The following is a 22,715-nucleotide window of genomic DNA, read 5'->3' on the forward strand; positions in this document are numbered from 1 at the left end:
GCAGTCCAGGGGCGGGCCATGGCCTCAGGAATCTCCACACCCACCACCCGCACCCGCACCCGCACCCGCCTCAACCTCCCGCACACCTGCACCCGCACACCGCAAACAAGAATTACACAGCACCCACAGCAACGAACGCCCCGACGGACGGCCCAGCCCCGAACAGGAGGCGCAGGCCACCGACACCGTGCACATCGCCCTGCTCGTCGTCTAAGACACCCCCACCCCCGACGAACGCCTCACCCTCAACCCCCACCACCCCTTCGCCCTCCCCTCCGACCAGACCACCGCCATCCCGGACCACACCCCCACCCCCGCACCGCCAGCCCGCCAGCCACGCCCGGCACCGCACCCGGGCCACCACCCCAACCACACCCCACACCACCCGCCGGCAGCAGGCCGTGACCGCCTGCCTCACCGCCCCCGCACCGGCCACCTCCCTCCTCGACACGGACGCGCAGTTCGCGCGGCAGCGGTGAGCTGCGGCAACCCGGCCCAGCGAGGAACTGCTGGATCTGCGCCGCGCGCACAAGGACCCCCGTCACCCTCTGCTCACCGGGAATATCCCCCACCGGGATGAGAGCAGGCCTGGCGCAGAGAAGTGACCCGGCCACAGCCGCCCCTGCCGGCGGCAGGGGCGGCCGACCTTGCCTCACGGCCAAGGGATCGCGTCCAACAGCCACGCGAGAACGGCGCCCACCGCTCCCGACACGGCTGCGCACGCGATCGTGAGAGCGGGGCGCGTTCTGGGCTCTTCCTGGGTCGGGCTCATGCGGCTCAAACGTGCCATTCTGGAAGTCCTTTGGTGAGTACGGCATCGTTGCCGGGTGCGTTCACCCTGCTCGGCGGACCAGGTGTTGTGGGGGTACGCACGCGTTGCGAGTCGTTCCAACGCCGTGTGAGTCCGACGGGGGCGAGACGTGGACGAACTGGCGGAGCAGCCCGAGAGCGCGGTTGGCGAAGAGCTCGCGCCGACGCAGTTCGAAGAGGCCGGCGGGAGCGTCCTGAAGCCGATACCTCCTCATGTGGCGCCCGAATGCCGTGAGTTAGCCGAGGCGTTGCGCAGTCTCTTCGTCGGCCTGCGGATATCCGTCCGCCGCTACGCGGTCCGTGCGCACTACGACCCCGGCACGGTCTCCCGCTACCTCAACGGCACGGCGGTCGCCCCGGCGGAGTTCATCGACCGGCTCCTGACGGATGCCGCAGAGGCTCTGCGACGGCCGGTCTCCGTCCAGGTCACCGACCGGGTGACGGTCCTGCAACGGACCGCGCTGAAGGCCACGAGCAAGTTGGGCTATGAGTTGCAGGTCCTCAAGGACCTGCTGGTCCACGCCGACAGGAAACTCCGGTCCGCCGAGGCCAATGTGGAGGCGCTGTCAGACGTGCTCCTGGACAAGAAGCGGCGCATCGCCGAGATGGACGCCGAAAAGCAGCGGCTGCGACTGTCATTTACCGTCCAACAGAACGAAGGCAGGCAGGAGCTGGAGTCCCTGCACGCCGCGCACCACCGGTTATTGGAGGAACGCGACCGTCTGCTGAGCGATGTCTCGCAGCTGCGTGGAGCTCTGGACCAGGCGCAGCGCCAGGCCATCGAGGCGGAGCAACGGTGCGAGACGCTGGAACACCAGATGCTCGCGGCCGAGGAGTCCTTGGCCGTGGAGGTCGAAGCGCGCTCCGGCACCGACCCGAGCCGCTTCACCATCAGCTACACCGGTCCGGATCGGCCGTGGGCGGTGTGGATCAGGCACCGGCTTGAGACCATCGGCCACGACGCCGCCATCCAGAGCTGGGACCCGCCCATCGGCCTGTCCCTGCAGGAGGCCCTGCGGTCGCTTCTGGTGGTGGACGGCACTCACATACTGCTCCTCAGCGAGGAGTTCGTGCTGGCCGGCGGGCACACCGAGGACGGATGGGCACAGGCCTTGCGCGCCGCCACCCCGTCGGTACAGCCGCAGCGCCTCACCGCGTTCACCCTCACCGATCGCGAGTTCCCCCACCTGGCCGCCGCACTGCCCAGCACGCGCCTGCTCGGCACCGACGCGGACGACGACGAACGCCGCGTTCTGCAGCGGCTCACCATCGACCCGGGCCTCGGCGGCGTCAAGACCGGCGCCAGCGCCCCGCGTTACCCCGCCGAGCCACCACCGGTGTGGGGCGACGTTCCCCGGCGCAATCCGCACTTCACCGGCAGGGGCGCGCAGTTGGGGCAGCTGCGCCACTGGCTTGACGAAGCGCCGCCGGGCGCGGCCATGGCTGCTCTGGTCGGCATGCCTGCCATCGGCAAGACGCAGCTCGCCGCCGAGTACGCCCATCGGTTCGCCGCTCAGTACGACGTGGTGTGGTGGGTTTTGGCGGGTACGCGGGAGGAGTTCCGGCAGGGGCTCGCGGCCATCGCTCCGGCCCTCGGCGTGGACGGGGCAGGTGAGGGGATGGATGCAGCCGATGGCCGGATGGACGCCATCCTCAGGGCCCTGCGCCGCGGAACCCCCTACGGCCGCTGGCTGTTGGTCCTTGACGGTGCAGGCGAACCTGCGGACATCGCCGGCTCCCTTCCCGACGGCCCTGGCCACATACTGATCACCTCTCAGAACAGCGACTGGGCAGAGCACCAGGTGGAGACCATGCGGGTTCTCCCGCTCGACCGCCCGGAGAGCATTCTGCTGATCCACCGCAGGATTCCCCGGATGAAGCCTTCCCAGGCCGACCGGCTGGCCGACGAACTCGGCGACCATCCCCTGGCCATCGCCCAGGCGCTCGCCTACCTCGACCACACCCGGATCCCCGTGACGGAGTACCTCGACCGGCTGCGTGACACCTCATGGGAAAGGGCGCCGCTGCGGGCTACAGGCGACTACCCGACGACCTTCTCCCACGCCCTGTTGGCCGTCCTCAGGCGGCTCCGCGAATCGTCCTCCGAAGCGGTGGACCTCCTGCACGTCTGCGTACTGTTCGCCGACAGCGGGGCCCCGCTCGGACTGCTCAGGCTCAGCCTTCCCGAACCCCTGCGCGGGCAGTCCCTCGATGCCCCCCGCTGGCAGGAGCTGGTCGGCACCATCGTGGCTCACTCCCTGGCCGACCTGGAGTACAACGAGGAGAGCGACGAGACGCTCGAGACGCCCAGCGCCACCCTGCGCATGCACCCGCTGGTCCGCCGAGTCGTCCGCGACGACATGGCCGGCGGCTATCGTTCGACGCTCCTTCATCGAGTCCGCCACGCGCTGGCCGCCGCGGATCCGCGCGACCCCGAGAACGTCCGCGCATGGCCCCAGTACGCCCAGATCGTGCCGCACCTGGAACCTTCGGCGGCGCCCGGCGCGGCCATCGCGGAGGACTCGGGGCTGATCCTCAACTGTGCGCGCTACCTCCACCTGCGCGGTGAGTCCCGATCCGCGCTGTATCTCATCGAACGCGTCGAGCGCGCGTGGACCAACCGCCTGGGCGACGACATCCCCCCTCAGGCACACCACCTCGCAGCACGTCACGGCGAAGTCCTGCGCGGGCTCGGCCACTACCGCCGGGCGCTGGAATCCGACCGTGCGGAGCAGGCGCGGCTACGTGCCGCAGAGCGACCCGAGTGCGCCGACCCGATCGAGACGACGGGCGACGTGGCCGCGGATCTGCGCGGACTTGGCCACTACGAGGACGCCTTGGAGCAAGCCCGCACGGCGTGCAGAGGCCGCGAGGATCTGCACGGTCCGAGCCATCCGTGCACCCTGCGAGCGGTCGTCAGCGTGGCCGACACCCTGCGGCTGCTCGGGCGCTATTCCGAAGCACTGTCCCTCGACCGCCGGGCGCTCGCGGGATACCAGAGCCTCGCGGAACCCCTGCACATGGACAGCCTGATCGCGGAGGCACGCCACGCAATGGACCTTCGCCTGCTGGGCCACTACGAAAACGCACTGGCTCAACAACTGCAGGCCACACACGGATACCGCGAACTGCTCGGTTTCGAGAACCCCGCCACCCTGTGCGCCGAACACCACCTGGCGCTCTGTGAACTGCGCAACGACGCCGTGGGAGAGGGCCTGACCAGGCTTCGGGAGGTGCGCCAGGCCGCCGACGAACTCCTGGGCCCCAACTCCCCGCTCGCGCTCAGGGCCACCACAAGCCTCGCGGCGGCAGAGCGTTCACACGGCGACCTCGATGACGGCACGGCGCTGTGTCATGACGTGGCGAACCGCTACCGGTGCCTGCTCGGCCCCGAACACCCCTACACAGCAGGAGCGTTGATGAACCAGTCGGTGGCCCTACGCATGGGAGGGGATACGCCGGGCGCGGTGACACTCGGCGAACAGGCAAGGACGACTGCCGCGGCCTGCCTTGGCCCTCATCACCCCTGGACGCTGGGCATCGCGTACAACCTCGCCTCGGACCTGGGCCACCATGGCCGCTATGAGGCATCCCTTGCGCTGGCGAGGAGTACGGCGCGAGAGGCGACGGCGGCGCTGGGACCCCGCCACCCGCAGACACTGCTGGCGCGCGTGGCCTTCGCTGCGCAGCTCGATTCCACGGGCTCCCACAAGGAAGCGGCCGTGCTGCAGGCCCGCGCCCTGGCAGACCTCACACAGACCCTGGGCGGGCAGCACCGGCTCACCACCGCCGCCCACGCCCACAGCCACCCCGTCTGGACCTTCGACCCGCTGCCGACCTGATACGCAACTCACGACCACCGCGGCGTTGCATCCACCGGTCGAAGGCCCCGCCACCGGCCGCGCCTCGGCCCCGGCCCCGGCCCCGGCCCCGGCGGCCACCCTGGACCAGGCCCTCGCCCAGCTCGCCACGGCGACCGAGGACGACGCCGCCAACCGCGCAGCCAGCGCCGCGTGGCGGATCGACCAGGGCGACAACTTCCTGCGGGACGTGGACTGGTGGCGCGGCTACGAGGACGGCGAGGCCAGCTTCTGCCTCGCCCCTTGCGTCTGGCTCCACTACCGCAGCGAAAGGAACAAGTACGGCGACACCGAGCCGCGCTTCACGCTGCTAACCGGTGACGGCGAGACGCCGGTGGCCATCACCGGCATGGAGCAGATCCGCCACCAGCTCGCCGCCCGCGCAGCCAGCCTTCCCACCGCCCCGGTCACCCCCGCCGACAACTAGGTCCTCAACGACGACCTCACCGGAGTCCACGCGGTCTGACGCACTGCCCGCACCGCCCCGGCCTCCCCCGGCCGGGGCGGTGCGGTGGCCAATCAGCCCTACACCGCACCGCTCTGTCGAAGCACAAGAACAGTGTTCCGACGCAGGACGAAGCTCGACCGGGTCCACCTCGGCAAGGCCGGGCTGTCCATCCCGCGCCAAGTCCGTGCGGATGTCGAAGCCACGGTGCCCACGGCCCAGCGCCTGGTCCAGGACCACGGGCATCGCCCGTTGGGGGCCGTCACGGTCATCGTGGCGAAGCCACGATTCATCCCGAGGCTGGCCGCATCCGCCCAAGGGCCCGCCGCGGGGGCCCCAAGACGGTCTGGGAGGACAAGAACCTCAGCATCACTGCCCGGCCCCACGACATCTACGTCACCGTCATCGCCCCGAACGGCGAAGTGTGGATGCTGCTCAACAGCCGCCTCGCCAGGACGAAGCCCCGGGAGCTCGAAGCCGGCCTCGTCTACGGCTTCATCGAAGTCGATCAACTCTCGGATAAGGCCGCCATCCAGCGGCGTATCGTGCTGACCCGGCACGAGATGGGGGCCCACGTCCTGACGCCCGGCAAGGCGCGACGCCTGCACCGGGCCGAGGAAGACATGGAATCCGAGGCCAACCAGATCCCACACAAGATCATCGGCAAAGTTGTCCAGAAGCACCAGAATGCAGAGGCCCGAGGCCGGACGCGAAGCCCGTCAGGCGGAGCAGAGCTACGGCTGACCAAGTACAGCCCCCGCCGGGGGCGGTGATCGTCGACAGACAGTCGGAGCGGGGCTGGTCGAGACGCCAATCAGCCAGGGAACGCCGCAGCCTGAACCATCAGAGCGTCGTTCCCTGTGCGGATCGCTACTGATGACATGAGCAGGGGCAAACAAGCACACCGTTGGGGGCACAGTGCTCCCCCAGGTACACGGAGCCCGCAGGCTGATGTTCCAGCACCTTGTGCGCGAGTGCGCCGAACCCGGCTTGGGATTCCTTGTCGGAGGGGTCCTTACCCGTGCGGGCAGTCAGGGCGATGCGCGCCCGTCGAAATCCGCACGCGTACTCAGCGACATGCCAGCAGATCAAGTCCTCGAGATATGCGACCGCCCCGTCCGAGGGCAGCTTGCTGCTGGAGCGTACGAGGGACTCGCGCCCGGCTTGGATCCTTTCGAAGCACCACAAGACGGTGTAGTACGCCTGCAGGTCCAACTCCGTCTCGGCCTCAGCTGTGCTCAGAGGACTGTTGGTGTACGACCCGTAATGCAGACGCCCCATGCGATTCCGGGCTGTCGCGACCTCCCCTGTCGTGAGGTCGTGGTGCAGAGCCCGCGCGTTCTCCCAGCGCGCTCTGCGCCTCTCCGACTGGAAGGCGGCCAGTGCCACCGCCACGGCCGCGATCGCCAATGCTGCCGATCCCAGTCCCGCGACCGCGCTCCACCCGTCCCAACCCACCAGCAGCTCCCGTCCGTTGAGCCTGCAGGCGTAGCCCGCGAGACGGGCAATGAGCCTGTGACGTCCGGTGAGCTTCCTTCATGCGAGCGCTCTGGCACAAGAAGGTGTTCGTAGTTTCTGCCTCGCCACCCGCTCAGTTATTTCCGGGGTCACTAGAAGGATCGTTGGACGGCCGTCGGCTCGCCTGGGCTAGGGAATGCCTTGGCGAGAGTCGGATGGTCAACCGTCGCAGGCCATAGAGGAGTCCGGTCATCAGGGCTGCGAAGAGGACAGTCGACCCGATGCGGTCGCCCAACCCCAGCCGTCCTGACTGCTGAAGAACAGCGCCGGGAGCATGGAACACGTGAGAACGAAGAGCAGCCAGAAGGCCAAGCGGACCAGCGTTCCGCCCACGGAACGCAGGGGGTAGAGGAGCAGCACGGACCTGACCAGCGCCCAGAGCGAAACCGGCCTCCGTGGTGCGGGTTCCGCAGTGATGTTGTTGTGCAGCGACCGCATCTGCCTGTCAAGGAGCGCCGCAGCCCATACGCGCATGGTGCCGAGGTCGGCCTCAGGGGCCAGAGACTCTCGGGTGCTGAACCACTCGGTGATGTAAGACAAGTGAGCGTGGGCAGCTGCAAGGTCCTGTCGCCGCCGTGCTTCATCGTTTCGCCGCAGGCGCCATTCTTTGATCCACAGCCCGAGGGCACTCAGAAGTGCACCCACAATCACGGTCAGGGCTGGGGCAATTACGACACTCAGCGCGCTGTCTCCAGCATCGGCGGCCACTGCACCTCCCTCTTCGCCTGAAGATCACCGGGTTCCATCTAGGCACGAGGGGCCGCGCTCTGCGCGTGGAGCTACGCCACCTGGAGTCGTCCAGGCGTCGTCGTTGGAACGGCGGTCTTGCACCCGCTCCCCCGCGATGAGACGTCGCGATCGCCGACGACGCTCCGCGATCTGCTCGACCAACCGCCGTCCAGTTCGATCTGGTCCACCGGGGGCGACGCTGGGCTGCCCCCTGTGCAGGATCGGAAGGTGCGAAATCGACGACGGGTGGCCGCTGAGCTGGGCGTGCTGCTGGATCAGATTCGCCTCCTGGATGGGTTCGCCTCCTTCGCGCTCCCACCGACGGTCGAGGACCTGCGTGGGCAAGCCCGGCAGGGGCCCGTGGTGACGTTCATGTCAACCACTACCGCAGTGATGCCCTGCTCCTAACTAAACGAGGCGTCACCATCGTAGAACTTCCCGACCTGACACCGGCACTGGTCATCGACCACATCAACGCCTTCCGCCAGGCCCTGGCAGACAGCAGCGACCCCGATCCCGACGCTGACCGGGGTGCCGCACAACAGCGGGTGCGAGAGATCCTGGCCTGGCTGTGGGACACGGCCGTCGGCCCAGTCTTGGACGCCCTCGGCTTCAACGGGTCTTCCGTTGACGGGCAGGAGTGGCCGCAGGTGTGGTGGGCATCGGGCGGTCTGCTCAGCCTGCTGCCCCTCCACGCTGCCGGCCACCACACCTCACGCCATGACCCCGACTACCGGACCCGAACAGCCCTGGACCGGGTCGTCTCCTCCTACACCCCCACCATCGGCGCCCTCCGCTACGCCCGCCAGCACACCACAGCGCCACCCATACAGGCTCAGACACTCATCGTTGCGATGCCCACCACCCCCGGCCTGCGGTACTGGGGCGACCTCGCGGAAGTGACCCGCGAAGCCACCCAACTCCAGGCCCGGCTGCCCCACCCCATCCTGCTCAACGAACCCGAATCCGACGGCGATACCGGCAACGCCGAAAAGGGTAATCAGATCCCGACACGGACAGCGGTCTTCGACCACCTCTCCGAGGTCACGATCGCGCACTTCGCCTGTCATGGAGCTAGCCACCCCACCGACCCCTCCCGGAGCCTGCTGCTGCTTCACGACTGGCAGCAGGACCCGCTCACCGTTGCCAGCCTCGCTCCGGTCAACCTCGACCACGCCCGCCTGGCCTGCCTGTCAGCCTGCTCCACCACCTTCACCCGAAGCCAGCAACTGCTCGACGAGTCGCTCCACTTGACCGCGGCATTCCAGCTCGCCGGATTCCCCCACGTCATCGGTTCCCTCTGGGAAATCAACGACAAGTACGCCGCCGATATCGCCGACAGCTTCTACACCCGCCTCACCGACAGCGAGAAGAACGTGGACACCAGCCGGGCCGCGCACGCCCTGCACGACACCATCCGCAGCCTGCGCGACCAACTGCCCCTCACCCCATCCCTGTGGGCCGCCCACCTACACGCCTGCGCCTAGACGAGAAGTCCACTGCCCAGCCAGGAAGCGGATCCTCTCCAGTTCAGTTCTGGCGGTTCGTCCTGGTCAGCTGCCGGTGCGGCTTGACGTCCACCACCGGCCCCTCGCCGGTGACCAGCCGAAGGTCCGGCATGTGGCTTCGGACCTCGGCCCCGCCATGGCCTACCCCCAGCTCGGGCAGTACCTGAAAACCACACGATCCCGGCCCCGTCCAATCGGGCAGGCAGAACCGGCCCGCATCACCCGAAAAGGTGAGCCCTCTGAACAGCGATTCTCAGGAAGTCACCACATGTGGCCTCGCTGTGCTGTCGGCGCTGAGAATATGGCGCCGGTTCTGAGAACCCACACCTGGAGTTCTCGGGGCTGTCACGGAGGTACTTCCATGCGTCCCGTCTGGTCCGGAGCCATCTCATTTGGGTTGGTCACGATCCCGATCAAGGTTGTGGCCGCGACCGAGGATGTCGGGCGCAGCTATCCCCTAATCCATAGTTAAGACATACTCCGCGCTCAACTCGTCAAGCAGCTTATGGCCTCCGCCAGCACTGCTAAGCCCGAGAGCTTAGCTAGGCCTCTCACCAGATATCGTCTTCGCCAGGAGGAAGGTAGTCCGGGAGCTTGAATGGTTCCCAGATTATATTCTGGGCAATAGATCGCGGGCTATGCAACCGGGAAGCCGCAGGCGGGGAGTGTCCTAGAAATCGATCAAGGGCAGATTTAGGGGCGAGGTCGCCAATCGCGAAAGCCAAGCGCGTTAGGTGCGGACCCCATTTTGAGCACGCCAGCTCTTTCAACCCGGCATGCCAGTCGTCTGTGGGCTCGCTCCCCAAGAAGAGGGCAACCGTCGGAGGTGGACACCACAACGGCATGGCCGGGCTATTAAGCTCCGCAGCGAGTAGAGCCAATGCCGCACCGAGACTCGTATCCCCTTCGGCATGGAAATCTCTCCAATTCACTTCGCCGACGCGGGTCGCCTCTAAATGCCATCTAGGCTTGGACCCGATGGTGATGGCCTGGAGTGAGAGCGGCTGGGATTGACCTTCGGAGGACGCTATGAACTCCGGAACTATTTCCCGCATGCAAAAATTGAGCTCTCCGATCTGGCCATTATCTTCCATTCCGGCCGAGCAATCCAGAATGATATAGAAGCGGGCGATTTGATCCGCCTCGTCATGCATCACCTGAGGGTATGGATCGTCTTTCGTTACGCTTTGGGTGATTGGGTTGGATTCTGGCTCTATGTATCCCGCGGGGTCGGAATCCTTGAAGGCTTTGCTCCACAGTAGGTGCAAGCCGTCGTACTCTGCATCAATTTTATTGGAGCCGCTGGGTGTTAGCGGCACCAATGCGGTAATCAGGCATTTCACGAGCCCCCATACTGGTAAGCAAGGTTTACTGAAGGCGTTGTGAATGGTGCCAACGCTGTACTCCCTACCGATCTCGCTGCGCATGGTTCTTAAGGACGGGCATCCGGCCAGCAAGTGGAGCTCGTGGAGAGCCTCGTTGAAGTCCTTCAGGCGTCCGGGCGGGAGGTCGGGGTGGGCGAGTCTGGCCATGTTGATGCCTCTTCTGCTGTCCAATTCCGTCCACGAGCGTGCCGGAACTGTCTGATGCCGTCTAGTCCCGTCGCAGGCCCGTCCACCGCCCTAACTGCGTGGAGACGTGCCGGGCACGGTGGGTGCATCCCACCCGATGGACGTGCTTGGAGACGGCAATGAACGTTGACGTGAAGACCCGCCAGCGACTGCGGCAGGCAGCGCTGTTCGCCCTCGTTCGCGGCTTGGCGGCTGCTACTGGCGGTGCCATCGTGACGACAGTTGTGTGGTGGGTGCAGCGGTAGAAGTTCTGCACGACGGTGAGGCTTGCGATGTCTCATGAGACATCGCAAGCGCGAAGAACACCCCGAAGTGCGGGTCTGCACGGAACTGCTGATCGACACGGGCCGTCGGCCCGACGAAGTCTGCCGGCTCCCCTTGGACTGTCTTGAGCGAGATCCGGACGACAGCCCCGTGCTCCTCTACGACAACCACAAGGCCTTCCGGCTGGGCAGACGGCTTCCGATCGCGAAAGTAACCGCGGCGGTAGTCACCGCTCAACAGGAACGCGTACGACGGCGCTTCCCCGACGCCCCGTCATCCGAGCTGAAGCTGCTGCCTTCTCCGGTCGCCAACCCGTGGGGGACCAAGCCGATCTCCGGCATCTGGGAGCACCACCGGAACTGGGTCCGCGCCCTGCTCGAATTCCTCGTGCCCCTCGAAGTGTAGGTGGACGGCGAACTCGTCACGAAGCTCCTGCCGTTCGACAGTAAGAAGATCTTCCCGTACGCGTACCGGCACAGCTTCGCCCAGCGGCACGCCGACGCGGGAGTCAAGCCGGAGGTTCTCAAGGACCTCATGGACCATCGCCAGCTGCAGACCAGCCAGGCGTACTACCGCATCGGCCAGGACAGGCGGCGTGAGGCCATCGACCGGGTCGCGGTCATGCAGTTCGACCGGCACGGCAACCGGGTGTGGCGACAGGTTCAGGGGCTCTTGGACTCCGAGCACGTACGGCGCGAGATCGGCGAGGTTGCCACGGCGTAGCTGTAGGTGAGCGTGAGTCCGGCGGTGACCGCGTCAAGGTCCTGGCGCAGGAACCCGGCGAAGCTGCGGATCGGTGCCGGTGCGTCCTGCTCGGCCTCGCGGATCCACTCCAGCAACTGGTCGCCGCGCCGGTGGCGGACGAGCTCGTGGAAGACACGGGCGAGATCACAGGCCCGGGTGATGTCCCGGCCGGCCAGGCGGACTTGCAGGAGGTGTTCCTCCAGGTGATCAGTGAGCGTGTCGCGGGGCCGCATGATCCAGCCCGTGATCTTGCGGGGGCTCGGGGTGGGGAGTGCGCGGGATTCACGCGCCTCCCACACTTCCCTCCGGCGCCCCTGCCGGGCATCGTCCTCCGCCGCCGTCTTCCTCTCGTGCATCCGGACCAGCCACTCACGTGTGCCGGTGCCTGTGCACTACAGGCTCCCACCCGTCAGACCCTGGTGGAGTTCTCCGTGTGTGCCGGAGCCGCTGCCGCGGGGCCGGGTGCGGACGTCGGCTGTGGGCCGCCTTCGCTGCCGCTTGCTCGTTTCGCGAGGTTGGAGATCATCGCGAGGCGGATCATGCTCTCGGCGTGGGCGGGTTTGGTTTCGTAGTCCCGGGCGAGGCGGCGGTGCAGCATGATCCACCCGAAGCTGCGCTCCACGACCCAGCGCCGCGGGATCACGGCGAAGCCTTTGACCTGCTCGTTTCGTGGAACGGCATCGACGTCGATGCCGAGCAAGGCGCCGTGCTCGATCGCCTTCTTCTTGTAGCCGGTGTCGACCCACGCCTTGCTGATGGTGGGGTGGTCGGCGGCGACGCGGGTGAGGAGCTGGATGCCGGCCTCGTTGTCAGAAACGCTCGCGGCGGTCACCATGGCCAGCAGTAATAGGCTGAGGGTGTCGACCACGATGCTGCGCTTGCGGCCGACGATCTTCTTGCCGGCGTCCGTGCCCTGGGTGTTGGTGGGCACGCTGGGCGCGGTCTTCATGAACTGGGCGTCGACGACCCAGGCGGTGGGCTCGGCGGTGCCTCCTGCCTGCTCACGGACCATCCGGTGCAGGTGTAGGCCGATTTTCTCGATGGTGCCGTCGGCGGTCCAGCTGCTGAAGTAGCCGAACACGGTGGTGTGCGGCGGGAAGTCGTGCGGCAGGTAGCGCCAGGGGACGCCGGTCCGGTTGAGGAAAAGGATCGCGTTCATGACTTCCCGCAGGTCAGTAACCTTTCCGCCGAGGTTGAGGGAGGTCTTCTGCCGCGCGGTCCGCCAGGCAGTCAAGGTCGGCTCCATCGACGAGCGGCCATCGGACAGATCGCTCGGCAAGGCTCGCGCTGCTGCGAAGAGGTCATGGGAACACTCACGCACGAGGCCTCAACCGGGCATATCGTTCGTTCAGATGAGACGAAAGCGAACTTCAGGTACGCATTCGAATCGGACAGAAGCTATCGGTGAGAATCGCAGTAAAACGCATGCCGGGCCGCGCTTCAGCTGAAGAAACATATCGCTTGTTCTACCTGCACGCGGCGAATCCCGGCGCCACCCAACTACCCTAAACCAGCGCATAAATGACTTGACGTCCTCTCAGAAGCGCCGCCCCAGGCTCCCGGGCCGTTTCGCCAGGGGATCTCCCTCACGTGGCCTCGCTGTTCGCTGGCAGGGCCGAGCGTTTGAGTTGACGGAAGTTCCCGCGTGCTGGCTGGTGCCGTTGTGGGGACGGGCCGGGGCAATGGCCGTAGCGTGGAGGGAACGGCGATGCCGGTCGCCGGCGGTCTGGTTGACCGGCAGGACGTGGGGGGCGCTGTGGTGGATGTCGATCTTCAGGTTGAGGTCGGGCCGGGTGGCAGCGACGGATACCCGGTGGTGTTCCGGACGACGGGCGGAGACGAAACGCCGGGGGTGATGCGACTGCCGCCGGCGCAGGAACTGGAGGCTCGGGCGGCACGGATACCGGATGCGGTGGTGGCTTCCTCGGCCCTGGTGCGCCGCGCCCTGGCCGACGGCGAGGCACCGGTGCGGGAGCTGGGTCGCACACTGTTCGACGCCCTGCTGGGGGGGCTTGGAGCGGGGTTGCTGCGGGCTGCGCGCAACCGTGCCGCGCTGCAGGGAGGCCAAGTCCGTCTGGTGCTGCGCGTCCAGGCTCCCGAACTTGCGCGGCTGCCATGGGAGTTTCTCTACGACACCAGCGAGGGCGACTATCTGTGCCTGGAGGTCCCGCTGGTGCGCCATCCGCAGGTGGCGCGGCCGGTGGCGCCGCTGCGGGTGATGCCGCCGCTGCGGATCCTGGGCATGGTCGCCCGCCCGGAGGATCAAGATCCGCTGGCGGTCCGGGCCGAGCAGCGGCTTCTGCGCGAAGCTCTGTCCGACCTGGTGGCGGAGGGCCGGGTGGAGCTGGGGTGGACGGAAGGGCAGACCTGGCGTGATCTGCGTGAGGCGCTGCGCCGAGATGCTCGCAGCGCTTCTGTGCAGGGTGTCTTGCAACCGGGTGGGGCTCGGCGTGAGTGGCATGTGCTGCACTTCATTGGGCACGGAGGGTACGACACCCGCGCGCAGGAAGGCGCCCTGGCACTGGCCGGCGAGCAGGGGGGAACCTACCTGTTGAGTGCAGGGCAGTTGGCGATGCTGGTGGCCGGTCACCCCTCGCTGCGGCTGGCGGTGCTCAACGCCTGCGAGACCGGCCGCGCGGGCGGACTCAACCCGTTCTCCAGCGTGGCGGGTGCACTGATGCACAAGGCCCTGCCCGCGGTGCTGGCGATGCAGTACGAGGTGAGCGACGAGGCCGCGTTGGAGTGCGCGCACGCCTTCTACTCGGCCCTGGCCCGGCAGTTGCCGATCGACGTGGCGGTCATGGAAGCCCGCCAGGCCATGATGCTGGCCCGCCCCGGCTCTTTGGAGTGGGGCACACCGGTGCTGTACATGCGCTCCCCCGACGGCCACGGCCACCTCTTCGACCTCACCGACACCCCCGGCCCCACCACACAGCCATCCAACGCCCCGGGCACCGGTCTTCAGCAGGCGGGTAGCCGGCTGATGAAACAACGCCGCGAGGAGGGGCAAGCAGACCTGGATGAGCTGTATACCGAGGGGCTCGCTGCCTTTCACACCGAACGGTGGGACGAGGCCGTGGAGGCGTTCCGCACGATCATCGCCTGCGACCGCAACTACCGCGACAGTCAAGCCAAACTCACCAAGGCGCGCCACAGCCAACGCCTCAACGCGCTGTATCTGGCAGCCATGAACGCAGCAGGCACCCGTCATTGGGGCCCGGCCATCGAGCACCTCGAAGCGGTCGTCGCCACAGAAGCCGACTACCGTGACGCCCGATCCCTGCTGGACCAAGCCCGCACCGAACAGCTCTGTGCCCGGCTGCGCGAGGAGATCACCACCTTGCACCGTGCGGGGCAGTGGCAGGCCGTCCTGGCCGCAGCCGAACAGCTCAACCAGCGCACCCCCCAAAACACGGCACGGGCGCCCGACCCAGAGCTGGAGGCGATCGTCAAAGCCGCCCGGGAAGCTGCGGAGACCAGCAACCGTGACCAGGCCCTCAAAAGCCACTACCGCCAGGCCCTCGATCACATCGAAGAGGGCCGCTGGCATGAGGCCCTGCAGGCACTGGACAAAGTCCGGGAGATAGACCCTGCCTTCCGCGCCACTGCACAACTCACCTCCAAGGCCCGTCAGAAGATCAACCGCACTCTCAAAGCCGAGCCTTCGGTCCTCATTAAGGGGCTCGGCGTGGTCACGGCGGTCGCGTTCAGCCCTGACGGCGAAAGCCTCGCCCTGGGATGTGGCAAGACCGCGCTCATCGTTGACGGCCACGGGCAGAAGCGCCTCACGCTCCGGCACAAGAACTGGAGAGTATGGAGGGGGGAACCGATTGGGGTGGTGTTTAGTCCGGACGGTCGCCGACTGGCCACCGCTGGCTGGGACACCACGGCGCGGGTGTGGGACGCCGAGTCCGGCACGCAACTTCTGACCCTCACCCACGACTACTCGTTGACCGAAGTGGTGTTTAGTCCGGACGGTCGCCGACTCGCCACCGCCAGCTGGGACAAGACGGCGCGGGTGTGGGACGCCGAGTCCGGCACGCAACTCCTGACCCTCACCCACGACTACGAGGTGTGCGGGGTGGCGTTCAGTCCCGACGGTCGCCGACTGGCCACCGCCGGCTGGGACACCACGGCGCGGGTATGGGACGCCGAGTCCGGCACACAACTCCTGACCCTCACCCACGACAACTTGGTGTGCGGGGTGGCGTTCAGCCCCGACGGTCGCCGACTCGCCACCGCCAGCCGCGACAAGACGGCGCGGGTATGGGACGCCGAGTCCGGCACACAACTCCTGACCCTCACCCACGACAACTTGGTGTGCGGGGTGGCGTTCAGCCCCGACGGTCGCCGACTCGCCACCGCCAGCCGCGACAAGACGGCGCGGGTATGGGACGCCGAGTCCGGCACACAACTCCTGACCCTCACCCACGACTACGAGGTGTACGGGGTGGCGTTCAGCCCCGACGGTCGCCGACTCGCCACCGCCAGCGGGGAGACGGCGCGGATATGGCAACTAGAGGAGGGCGACGATGAGTGAGCCGGGCCGTATGCGCGCAGACCTCGTCGTTGACCACCGGATCACACGCGAACAGGAACAACTGCTGACCGACGCACTGACCGCCCTCGGCTTCGCCCCCAGCACCCGGGTACTGCAACCACGCCGGGTAGTCGACCCGCTTCCCTGGCTGATCCTTGTCTCTCTGCCCCTGCACGCCTTCCTAACCACCGTGGGAAACAAGGCGGCCGAGGCCGCCTACCACCGCCTTCAGAACGCCGTCCGCAACCTACGAGCCTCCTCCGCTACGGCGACCGCAGCCACCCCACCCGACCCGTCACGCCCCGTAGTGCTCCAAGATCCGGCCACCGGCTTGCGCATCGTCCTGGACCCCGACCTGCCCCACGCCGCCTACCAGCAGCTCATGTCCCTCGACCTGACCCGGTACCACCTCGGCCCCCTGCACTACGACCACACCCGCAGCCGCTGGCGCTCCCCACTCGACGAAGCCCAGCCCACTGACTGAGCCAACACGTTGCTTCCGTCTCGCTGGCGTAGCCGTCACGGAAGCGATGCTGTTGGCGATCTTGCAGTGCCCTCGTGGAACCGCGCCGCTATGCCCTGTGCGGTGTGCTGGTTCGGCAGTCCGGGACTCGCCCCCAGGCGGTCTTCGACCAGCGCCCTTGCTGCAGGGCGGCGACGGCTGACCAGTGCTTACGGGAATGCGACTGCTACCCCACCGAAGATCGCCAACAACATCCAGAAAGTGGACCAGAGCCCACACTCGTGTACAAAGCCACCCCGCGGATGCGCAAGTGATCGACGTCGCAAGCGGAACACTCCTGCCCGGCCTGATCGACGCCCACGTCCACACCAACGCCGAATCCCTCGCCCAGGCCCTGCGATTCGGAGTGACCACCGTGGAGATGCAGGGCACCAACACCGCCGCCAACCGCGCACACATCGCGTTGCCCCCCCGGCCAAGGACGCCGAGTCCCTGGGGGCGTACAGCGCGGAGCAACTGGACGCCGAAGCACTCATGCGCGTCGATGCCTTCCACGACATCTGGGACGCCGGGCTCATCTTCTTCGGCGTCCACCTGCTGCTGGGGTCCCTCGCCTTCAGGTCGGGCTACGCACCGCGGGTGCTGGGCGTCCTGCTGGCCCTCGCGGGGCTCGGCTATCTCGTGGAGAGCTTCGACGCCTTCCTCTCCGCCGGGTGCTCGGCCGCGGTGTCCGTGTTCACCGGCGTAGGCGAACTCATTCTCATGATCTGGCTTCTGGCCAAAGGCCGGAACATCGGTTCGCGGCTTCCGATACAGGCCGAGACGGCGCCCTGAGAGGGCGTTCCGTGCCGCCTCCTCTGCGTTGCGGTTGGGCCGGTGTCCGGTGCGGCGGACGCTCGGCGCGGATGGCTGCTTTGCATGTCCTCCGGCAGGCGGTGCGCCGTCCAAGCCCCTGGACACGTCCTCCTGGCCGGCCACGCGCCTGCCTTATGACGTCGGTGTATCCAGATGCGGGACGTACCCGGATCGGCTGGGCATCGCGGTGCGGCAAGAACATGACCGTGCGGGGCTTCACGCGCGGGCGATCCATACGCCGTCGTCGTAGAAGCCGACGATGTCCGCCTTCCCGTCGCCGGTGGTGTCCGCCAGGAAGCGGGGGTGCTTCTCCACCCGCCACCCGGACACGTAGCCGAAATGCGGCCTGACCAGCCCCGGCGTGTCGAACTGACCGTTGTCGAGCGACCGGGCCATCCACACGCCGTCGGGACCGAACCCGACGAGGTCGGCCAGGCCACGGTCGCCGGTGGTGTCCGCCAGCAGACGGGGATGCTTCTCCACCCGCCACCCGGACACGTAGCCGAAGTCCGCGATCACGAAGCCGGGGTCCGTGAAGGTCCCGTCGCCCTTGGACAGCGCGGTCCACACCCCCTGCTCGCCAAAGCCCACGATGTCCGCCATCGGGTCGCCGGTGAGGGGCGCCATCAGGCGGGGGTGCTTCTCCACCCGCCACCCGGACTCGTAACCCAGGTCCGCGATCACGAAGCGGGGGTCCGTGAAGGTCCCGTCGCCCTTGGACAGCGCGGTCCACACCCCGTGCTCGCCAAAGCCCACGATGTCCGCCACCGGGTCGCTGGTGAGGCGCGCCAGGAAGCGGGGGTGCTTCTCCACCCGCCACCCGGACTCGTAACCCAGGTCCGCGATCACGAAGCGGGGGTCCGTGAAGGTCCCGTCGCCCTTGGACAGCGCGGTCCACACCCCGTGCTCACCAAAGCCCACGATGTCCGCGGTGCCATTGCCGGTGATGTCGGCCATGAAGCGCGGATGCTTGTCGACCCGCCACCCGGACTGGTAGCCGAAGTCGGCGACCACGAACGTGGCGTCCTCGTACGTCCCGTCGCCGATGGCCAGCGCGGTCCACACCCCCTGTTCGCCGAAGCCGACGATGTCGTCACCGCTTCTGTGGGTGATATCCGCCATGAAGCGGGGGTGTTTGTCCACGCGCCACCCGGACTGGTAGCCGAAGTCGGGCACGACGCGCTGGGCGGCCCCGAAGCGTCCGTTGGGCTGCCCCACTGACAGATACACGCCGTCCTCGGCGAAGGCGAAGATGCCCGGCAGCCTGTTGGCCGTCACGCGCGCCATGCCCCGCACGTGCCGGTCGGTCCGGTAGCCCCCTTTCTTGTAGCCGAAGTCGCGCAGCCTCAGCCGCGGGGACCAGCCGAGGTGGCCGGGGGTGTACTGGCACAGCGTGAGGGCGTTGGTCTTCATGAGGCAGTCCACGCCGGTGAGGGCCGCGCAGCTCTCGCAGTTGCCGTTGACCAGGCCGTAGCGCCCGTGGGCACCACCGCAGTCACAGGGATTCGTGGCCGTCGCGTACTCGTCCGGGCAGCCGAAGATGTGCCCGGTCTCATGGGCGAAGACGATGTCGATGCCGGCCGGAGTGTAGGAGCCGTTGTCGTAGTCCATCACCACGTGGGTGCGCTCGCCCCTGGCGTAGGCGAAGTTAGTGATCGGGTACCTGGCGAAGAAGACGCAGTACGTCCACTGGGTGCTGAAGCGTTGGCGAAGGTCCTCGATGTAGGAGCGGACCCCGGCCACGCCGGCGGTGTGGCCGAGCTCCGCCAGCGCCGGATCGCGCCAGACCGCCTCCAGCTTCTCGGCACGCACGTCCGGGTCCGGGTCGGTGCCCGCGTCCGGGTCCGGGGACACGGTCAGTGACACGTTCTGGATGTCGTAGACGAAGCGGATGCCTGCGACCGGGTTGGCCGTGGCGAAGAAGCCCAGGCCGCCCTGCACCTCGGCCACGGCCTGCACCACTTCATCCTGGTTGAACCGCAGCTCGGCCGTCGGTCCCTGCACGAAGACGATGCCGACCGCGACGGGCCCCTCCATGTACTCGCTGTTCGTCGAATGCCGCTGGGGAACCGCGCTTCGCTCACCGGAATCGGACCGGGGATCCCCCGCCACGAGACAGCGCTGCATGTCCCAGGTCTCACCGGCCCGTGGCCGCTTCTCCTTGGCTAGGCGGTACGCCTCCGACTCGCGCAGCCGCAGCGCCGCCAGACCCAGCGCCTCGGCCTCGCTCAGGCCGTCCGTCTCGCCGGGTTCCGGCCCTCCCAGATCGACGTCGGGTCCCTCGGGCACGGCCACGATGGCGACCCGCCCGTACCGGTGCAGCGTGTACCCGCCCCCGGGCCACGACGGGTCCGCGCTCTCCTGCGCGGCATCCGGACCCAGTACCGCACGCTCGGTGACATCGAGGATTCCAGCCATTGCCCTCACCCCTTCCACGTCGGCGGCCGAAAACCAGGACGTCCCTGCCTCACCCGGCACCCGACGTTCCAGGCGCGTCGGCCATCCGCTACGGCCGGGCCCCTGCACAGACCACGCGCTCGCCCCGTTGGCGAACCACACACACGCCTCTCGACGCAAACCCCCGCGCGCTCCGGGCCTCACGCTTCCCCCGCCACCACAAACCGTCAATACGCACAACCGTCGCCCGCCCCCGGCCACCTGGCGTACTTCCCCCAGCCAAGAAGGCCCTGCCTCAGCACCAACCCGCACCGCACCTCCTTGCTCCGCTCACCCGCAGCTGTCCCGCAAGGGGGAAGTGAGTACCCCTCTCGGGGGGGGCGGCCGGGGTTCGCCGGTGCTCTCCAGCAGCTCAGCGCGAGGGGTGTGTTGATGGAACGGCGGTATGTGGGGCCCGTGACGCCTCGGCCTACCTGGACATGACCGAACGGTGGATGTACCGCACGTCTCCTCGGCATGGCATACCGAGGTACTACCTCGGAGGCAAGCTGAAGTTCAAGATCGACGACGTCGAACCATGGGTCCGCCAGCAGAAGGTCGCGTCAAGGGGGCCAGATGCATGAGTTCAGACCCCTTCACGATCTCGGAACATCCAACTCGCCCGTCAGGCACGGCTGCCAGCACGGGAGTGTCTGATTAACGGTGGATCGCCCATCTATGTCAGGTTGGCTTGATCGCTGGCCTGGAGAAGTGGAACCACCAAGTGACTGACGCAACAACAGAGGCCCCTGAGATGCCTGCGGTCGAGGCCGTGGACACGGTCGACGATCAGCTGATCGGGATGCTGGTGGACCGGGCCCGGTTCGAGGGTCTGCAGTTGACCGGCGAGGGCGGGCTGCTGCAGCAACTCACCAAGCGGGTGCTGGAGTCCGCCCTGGAGGGCGAGATCACCGGCCACCTCGGCTATGAGAAGCACGATCCGGCCGGCCGTGACAGCGGCAACTCCCGCAACGGAACTCGCTCCAAGACTGTGCTCACCGACGTCGGCCCGGTCGAGATATCCGTGCCGCGTGACGTCGAGGGCAGCTTCGAGCCGCAGATCGTCAAGAAGCGGCAGCGACGGCTCACCGGCGTCGACGAGATGGTCTTGTCGCTCTCCGCAAAAGGGCTGACGCACGGCGAGATTTCGGCTCACCTGGCCGAGGTGTACGGCGCGAATGTGTCGAAGCAGACCATCACCACCATCACCGACAAGGTGATGGACGGCATGGCCGAATGGCAGTCTCGTCCGCTCGACCCCGTCTATCCCGTGGTGTTCGTGGACGCTATCAACGTGAAAATCCGCGATGGCCATGTGGCCAACAGGCCCATTTATGTGGCCTTGGCGGTGACCGCCGAAGGGACCCGCGACATTCTCGGGATCTGGGCCGGCGACGGAGGAGAGGGTGCCAAGCACTGGCTTTCCGTCTTCACGGAACTCAAGAACCGCGGAGTGCAGGATGTGCTGATGCTCGTCTGCGACGGGCTCAAGGGCCTGCCGGACGCCGTCGAGACGGTCTGGCCCCGCACGGTAGTTCAGACCTGCATCGTTCACCTTTTGCGCAACAGTTTCCGATACGTGGCCAGGCAGGACTGGGACAAGGTCGCCAAGGCCCTCAAGCCCGTATATACGGCGCCGAACGAAGCCGCAGCCACCGAGAGGTTCCTCGAGTTCAGCGACGCCTGGGGCACCAAGTGCCCGGCAGTCGTGAAGCTGTGGTCCGACGCCTGGGCCGAGTTCGTTCCCTTCCTCTCCTTCGACGTCGAAATCAGGAAGGTGATCTGCAGCACGAATGCCATCGAGAGCGTGAACGCTCGGATCCGCAAGGCCGTTCGCGCCCGCGGGCACTTCCCGAACGAGTCCGCGGCCCTCAAGTGCGTTTACATGGCGTTGATGTCACTCGACCCGACCGGCAAGGGCCGCAAACGCTGGACCATGCGCTGGAAGGCACCCTTGAATGCCTTCCAGATCGCCTTCGAAGGCCGACTCACCCCGGCCGTGAAGTAACCATCCGAACGGGCAAGATCAACCGTTAAATTGACACACCCGCCAGCACCGACGCACGTCATTGTGTTGAGGGCTGTCCCGTTATGGACAGGGTTTCTCGTTGTCCGTTGTCCGTTGTCCGTTGCCGAACTCTGGTTCAGGTCTCGCAGTTGCCCACTGGGGTGGGGTCAGTTCAGGGCCTGAACGGCGTACAGCGCGCCGAGGGTCGCCGCGAGGGCGCTGAGCAGGAGCCGTAGCGCGTTCTCGGGAAGGTGGGGTTGGAAGCGGGCGCCGAGGTAGCCGCCGATCAGCCCTCCGGCGCCGCAGGCCAGGCCCAGCCACCAGTCGGGCGCGACGGGCCCGGGGCTCGCCAGGGCCAGCACGGCGTACGCGGCAGCTCCCGCGACGGAGGTGGTGAAGGTCGCGGTGAGGGTGGCCGGTGCGATGCGGGCCATGGGCACGCCGCGCGCGGCGAGGATCGGCCCGAGCAGGGAACCGCCCCCGATCCCGTAGATCCCCCCGACCACCCCGACCGTCAGGGCGAGGGCGGCGAGCGCGGGCGCCGACGGTTCGGCCGCGTCCGGCCGCCGGGCGGGGCGTAGGGTGCGCAGGCACAGCCAGGTGCCGAGCGGCAGCAGGAAGGCGGCGACCAGGATGCGGAAGACGTCGGGGTCGGGCAGGGCGAAGACGCGGATGGCGGCTCCGGCGATGACGCCGGGCAGCGTCCAGGTGATGAGGCGCCGGGCCAGTGCGCCGCGCAGAGCGCCGTCGCGGCGGTAGCGCCACAGTGCGCCTGGCCCGGCCACCACATTGAACAGCAGGTTCGTCGGCGTGACTGCGGGACTCGGCACGCCGAGGACGCTGAGCTGGACGGGCAGGAGGAAGACCGCCCCGGACACGCCGACCGGAGCGGTCACCGTCGAGATCAGCAGGCCGGCCGCGAACCCGGCCCAGATCGTCCACTCCACCGCTGCCCCCGCCGCTC

Annotated in this window: 16 protein-coding genes and 2 pseudogenes; 12 read left to right on the top strand and 6 right to left on the bottom strand. The window is 67.5% G+C overall.

What is annotated here, in order from left to right:
* Positions 1-920: 920 nt before the first annotated feature.
* The 3 genes from fxsT (at position 921) to OG302_RS00720 (ending at position 5,888) form a co-directional block, all read left to right on the top strand.
* Positions 921-4,652 (top strand): FxSxx-COOH system tetratricopeptide repeat protein, encoded by a 3,732-nt coding sequence (fxsT, locus tag OG302_RS00710; RefSeq protein WP_371524781.1) that lies wholly within the window; start codon positions 921-923, stop codon positions 4,650-4,652.
* Between the two features lie 25 nt (positions 4,653-4,677).
* On the top strand, positions 4,678-5,097 hold the full coding sequence (locus OG302_RS00715) for a hypothetical protein (RefSeq protein ID WP_371524783.1): 420 nt from the start codon (positions 4,678-4,680) through the stop codon (positions 5,095-5,097).
* A 446-nt stretch (positions 5,098-5,543) separates the two neighbouring features.
* Positions 5,544-5,888, top strand: a complete 345-nt coding sequence (locus OG302_RS00720) for a hypothetical protein (protein ID WP_371524785.1) — start codon at positions 5,544-5,546, stop codon at positions 5,886-5,888.
* A gap of 937 nt (positions 5,889-6,825) precedes the next feature.
* On the opposite strand, the gene OG302_RS00725 is transcribed toward OG302_RS00720, so the two are convergent.
* Positions 6,826-7,341 (bottom strand): hypothetical protein, encoded by a 516-nt coding sequence (locus OG302_RS00725; protein WP_371524787.1) that lies wholly within the window; start codon positions 7,339-7,341, stop codon positions 6,826-6,828.
* 569 nt (positions 7,342-7,910) lie between these two features.
* Between OG302_RS00725 and OG302_RS00730 the strand changes: the two genes are divergently transcribed.
* Together OG302_RS00730 and OG302_RS00735 are read left to right on the top strand one after the other, a co-directional pair.
* Positions 7,911-8,849: a CHAT domain-containing protein gene (locus OG302_RS00730; RefSeq protein ID WP_371524789.1), complete on the top strand. Its 939-nt coding sequence runs from the start codon at positions 7,911-7,913 to the stop codon at positions 8,847-8,849.
* A 382-nt stretch (positions 8,850-9,231) separates the two neighbouring features.
* Positions 9,232-9,336 (top strand): annotated as a pseudogene (locus OG302_RS00735) (Ku protein); the annotation flags it as partial.
* 85 nt (positions 9,337-9,421) lie between these two features.
* Here OG302_RS00735 and OG302_RS00740 read toward each other — a convergent pair.
* Positions 9,422-10,402, bottom strand: a complete 981-nt coding sequence (locus OG302_RS00740; protein ID WP_371524791.1) for a hypothetical protein — start codon at positions 10,400-10,402, stop codon at positions 9,422-9,424.
* A gap of 318 nt (positions 10,403-10,720) precedes the next feature.
* On the opposite strand from OG302_RS00740, the gene OG302_RS00745 reads away from it, so the two are divergent.
* Together OG302_RS00745 and OG302_RS00750 are read left to right on the top strand one after the other, a co-directional pair.
* Positions 10,721-11,110, top strand: a complete 390-nt coding sequence (locus OG302_RS00745) for a hypothetical protein (RefSeq protein WP_371524793.1) — start codon at positions 10,721-10,723, stop codon at positions 11,108-11,110.
* Positions 11,111-11,428: a hypothetical protein gene (locus tag OG302_RS00750; protein WP_371524795.1), complete on the top strand. Its 318-nt coding sequence runs from the start codon at positions 11,111-11,113 to the stop codon at positions 11,426-11,428. It abuts the gene before it with no gap.
* Here OG302_RS00750 and OG302_RS00755 read toward each other — a convergent pair.
* Together OG302_RS00755 and OG302_RS00760 are read right to left on the bottom strand one after the other, a co-directional pair.
* Positions 11,368-11,805 (bottom strand): hypothetical protein, encoded by a 438-nt coding sequence (locus tag OG302_RS00755; RefSeq protein ID WP_371524797.1) that lies wholly within the window; start codon positions 11,803-11,805, stop codon positions 11,368-11,370. The genes OG302_RS00750 and OG302_RS00755 overlap by 61 nt on opposite strands.
* Before the next feature lie 53 nt (positions 11,806-11,858).
* Positions 11,859-12,695, bottom strand: a complete 837-nt coding sequence (locus OG302_RS00760; protein WP_371749983.1) for an IS5 family transposase — start codon at positions 12,693-12,695, stop codon at positions 11,859-11,861.
* A 462-nt stretch (positions 12,696-13,157) separates the two neighbouring features.
* On the opposite strand from OG302_RS00760, the gene OG302_RS00765 reads away from it, so the two are divergent.
* The 4 genes and pseudogenes from OG302_RS00765 to OG302_RS00780 all read left to right on the top strand — a co-directional run bounded on the left by OG302_RS00765 (position 13,158) and on the right by OG302_RS00780 (position 17,286).
* Positions 13,158-15,989 (top strand): CHAT domain-containing protein, encoded by a 2,832-nt coding sequence (locus OG302_RS00765; protein WP_371524799.1) that lies wholly within the window; start codon positions 13,158-13,160, stop codon positions 15,987-15,989.
* Complete coding sequence (locus OG302_RS00770; RefSeq protein WP_371524801.1) at positions 15,982-16,473, top strand: hypothetical protein; 492 nt, start codon at positions 15,982-15,984, stop codon at positions 16,471-16,473. Before OG302_RS00765 ends, OG302_RS00770 begins: the two co-directional genes overlap by 8 nt.
* 304 nt (positions 16,474-16,777) lie before the next feature.
* Positions 16,778-16,912: pseudogene (locus OG302_RS00775) on the top strand (amidohydrolase family protein); the annotation flags it as partial.
* Positions 16,913-16,944: 32 nt separating this feature from the next.
* Complete coding sequence (locus tag OG302_RS00780; protein WP_371749984.1) at positions 16,945-17,286, top strand: DUF4386 family protein; 342 nt, start codon at positions 16,945-16,947, stop codon at positions 17,284-17,286.
* 237 nt (positions 17,287-17,523) lie between these two features.
* On the opposite strand, the gene OG302_RS00785 is transcribed toward OG302_RS00780, so the two are convergent.
* Positions 17,524-19,725 (bottom strand): hypothetical protein, encoded by a 2,202-nt coding sequence (locus OG302_RS00785; RefSeq protein WP_371524803.1) that lies wholly within the window; start codon positions 19,723-19,725, stop codon positions 17,524-17,526.
* 772 nt (positions 19,726-20,497) lie between these two features.
* Here OG302_RS00785 and OG302_RS00790 point away from each other — a divergent pair.
* Complete coding sequence (locus tag OG302_RS00790; RefSeq protein WP_371524805.1) at positions 20,498-21,751, top strand: IS256 family transposase; 1,254 nt, start codon at positions 20,498-20,500, stop codon at positions 21,749-21,751.
* A 167-nt stretch (positions 21,752-21,918) separates the two neighbouring features.
* Here OG302_RS00790 and OG302_RS00795 read toward each other — a convergent pair whose 3' ends face one another.
* Positions 21,919-22,698: a sulfite exporter TauE/SafE family protein gene (locus OG302_RS00795; RefSeq protein WP_371524807.1), complete on the bottom strand. Its 780-nt coding sequence runs from the start codon at positions 22,696-22,698 to the stop codon at positions 21,919-21,921.
* Between the last annotated feature and the right edge of the window lie 17 nt (positions 22,699-22,715).

Source organism: Streptomyces sp. NBC_01283 (genome assembly GCF_041435335.1).
Lineage (GTDB): Bacteria > Actinomycetota > Actinomycetes > Streptomycetales > Streptomycetaceae > Streptomyces.